Source organism: Noviherbaspirillum pedocola, assembly GCF_016632335.1.
Classification (GTDB): Bacteria; Pseudomonadota; Gammaproteobacteria; order Burkholderiales; family Burkholderiaceae_D; genus Noviherbaspirillum_A; species Noviherbaspirillum_A pedocola.
This window is the reverse complement of record NZ_JAEPBG010000063.1, coordinates 1-2,594: the sequence shown is the minus strand read 5'-3', so window position 1 is coordinate 2,594 and position 2,594 is coordinate 1. Positions and strand designations below refer to the sequence as shown.

At 55.5% G+C, this 2,594-nt stretch carries 2 protein-coding genes; both read left to right on the top strand.

Annotated elements, in window-relative coordinates; all coding sequences use genetic code 11:
* Positions 1–243: 243 nt before the first annotated feature.
* On the top strand, positions 244–1,866 hold the full coding sequence (locus tag JJB74_RS32870; RefSeq protein WP_200598754.1) for a flavin-containing monooxygenase: 1,623 nt from the start codon (positions 244–246) through the stop codon (positions 1,864–1,866).
* Positions 1,867–1,896: 30 nt separating this feature from the next.
* A complete protein-coding gene (locus JJB74_RS32865; protein ID WP_200598753.1) occupies positions 1,897–2,361 on the top strand; it encodes a MarR family winged helix-turn-helix transcriptional regulator in 465 nt (154 codons plus the stop codon).
* Positions 2,362–2,594 lie beyond the last annotated feature (233 nt).

Below are 2,594 nucleotides of genomic sequence, written 5' to 3'. Positions count from 1 at the left end.
CGCAGCCTGGTTCGGATCTTTCGCCGCTGGCTTGCCGTCAGCTTCAACTCTCTCATGGTGTCTTCCTCGCGCTCCATGAAGACCATGAGTACAGTCTATTTCAAAAGACTTTTGCGTACCTGCTTAGCACAATAAAAATGCTGCGTGATTTAGGTTGACATATCAACCTAAGCAACTTAAATTTGACATCATAAAATGCGGATGCCGATCTGAGCACCGCACCATTACCTACAAGGAGGCGACATGCCAAATCAATCAGAATCCGACGCCACGCAGATGGACGTTCTAATCGTAGGCGCCGGCTTCGCAGGCCTCTACCAGCTTTACCGCGCCAGGGGATTGGGCTTCAAGACCCGGGTGCTGGAGGCAGGAACCGGCATAGGCGGCACCTGGTTCTGGAATCGCTATCCCGGGGCGCGTTGCGATGTGGAAAGCTTGGATTACTCCTACTCGTTCGATGAGAAATTGCAACAGGACTGGACCTGGAGCGAGCGCTACGCCACCCAGCCGGAGATACTGCGCTACATCAACCATGTGGCGGATCGTTTCGAGCTGTGGCCTGACATCCAGTTGAATACGCGTGTGGCGCGGGCCGACTTCGATGACGCCAGCAACCGCTGGACCGTCCGCACTGAGCAAGGCGAAATTTTCGATGCCCAATACCTGATCATGGCCACGGGCTGCCTGTCGATTCCCCAGCAGCCTCGTTTTGATGGACTGTCCGATTTCAAGGGACACTGGTATCACAGTGCCGACTGGCCGGAAGAGGGAGTGGATTTTTCCGGCCAACGTGTTGGCTTGATTGGTACTGGCTCCAGCGGCGTTCAAATGACACCCCTCATCGCGCAACAGGCACAGCACCTCACCGTATTTCAACGTACCGCTAGCTTCAGCGTCCCTGCACAAAACGAACCACTGGACGAAGCCACCATTAGGGAGGTTAAGGTTCACTATGCTGAACGGCGCGCTCGCGCCCGGGAAGCCGTGACCGGCCATTATCTGATCGCCAACGACCGTTCCGCGCTGTCCGTGAACGACGATGAGCGTCGCGCAGAATTCGAGTTTCGCTGGCGTGGCGCGGGCGGGGGCTTCCGCATGCTGCGCGCCTTCAACGACCTGCTGAGCAATCCCCAATCGAACAGGCATGCAGCGGACTTCGTGCGGTCGAAGATTCGAGAAATTGTCAAGCCCCCCGAAGTTGCCGAATTACTTTGCCCGAAGGATGATCTTCCATTCGGCGCCAAGCGTCTATGCGTCGACACAGACTATTATCAGACCTTCAACCGCGACAATGTTGCGCTGGTCGACGTCAAGGCATCGCCCATCATCCGCATCACGCCAAATGGACTGCAAACGACCGAACGCGAATACGAACTTGATGCCATCGTCTTCGCAACCGGCTTCGACGCCATGACCGGTGCCCTGATGGCCATGGATATTCGTGGCAGCGGCGGGCAATCGCTACGCGAGAAATGGGCCACCGGTCCGCGTACTTACCTCGGCTTGGCGATTGCCGACTTCCCAAACATGTTCATCATTGCCGGACCCGGCAGTCCATCAGTGCTGAGCAATATGGTGCACTCAATCGAGGTTCATGTGGACTGGATCACCACCTTGCTGGAGACGGCCCGGAACAAAGCTGTGCATCGTGTCGAAGCTGCTCCCGCCGCCGAAGAAGGGTGGGTACGACACGTCAACGAGGTCGCCGACAAGACGCTCTACCCGGTCGGGAATTCCTGGTACGTAGGAGCGAACGTCCCGGGAAAACCGCGAGTGTTCATGCCGTATGTGGCGGGCGTTCCTACCTACCAAAAGATCATCGATGGCGTGGCCAATAACAATTACGAGGGCTTCGCTTTGGCATAGTATTCTTCGGGTTTCAGAAAGAATTCGCGCATGAAACTCGATCTCGACAATTATGTTCCAGGGCTATTGCTGTGGGTATCCAATAAAGTTGCCGGCAGTGCCTCCCAGTTATATAGCGCTCGATTCGGCATCGGCGTTACAGACTGGCGCGTGCTGGCGTATTTCGTTGTGTACCCGTGGTCAACGGCCTCGCGTGCATGCGAGTTGATGGGATTGGACAAAGGCGCGGTCAGCCGTAGCGTCAATTTCCTGAACGAAAGCGGTTGGCTGCAATCACGACCATCCGGACTGCGCAAGGTGGAGTACGCTACAACTTCTGAGGGCAAGCGCCTTCATGCTCGTATCTACAAGTACGCCATAGAACGCCAAGAAGCTCTTCTTACTGGTTTCTCCGACATAGAACGTAAGACACTGATCGAATACTTGCACCGACTCCTGGACAATCTTGATGCCGTAGCCAAAGTTGGGCAAGAAAGCACTATCAAAAAGATTTAACCGTTATCCGGTTCCACCAATCGCCTACGCAATGCCTGTACGACGATGGTTATCGGGATAACCCATGTCCGGAAGAATTGTGTGGGCTGACACGGAATCCGGTTAACGGTAATGTCATGGACTCCCTCCTCCTCCGGGGCTCGGTAGACTGGGGGCACGCGAAGCATGGGCATCGCATCCAACGTAGGAGGCAAACATGGCAATCGTACGGGTCGGTTTGGATATCGCAAAGC

Excerpts from the sequence above, each read along its gene's own strand:
- JJB74_RS32870 (WP_200598754.1), top strand. The coding sequence starts at position 244 with ATGCCAAATCAATCAGAATCCGACGCCACGCAGATGGACGTTCTAATC.
- JJB74_RS32865 (WP_200598753.1), top strand. The coding sequence starts at position 1,897 with ATGAAACTCGATCTCGACAATTATGTTCCAGGGCTATTGCTGTGGGTA.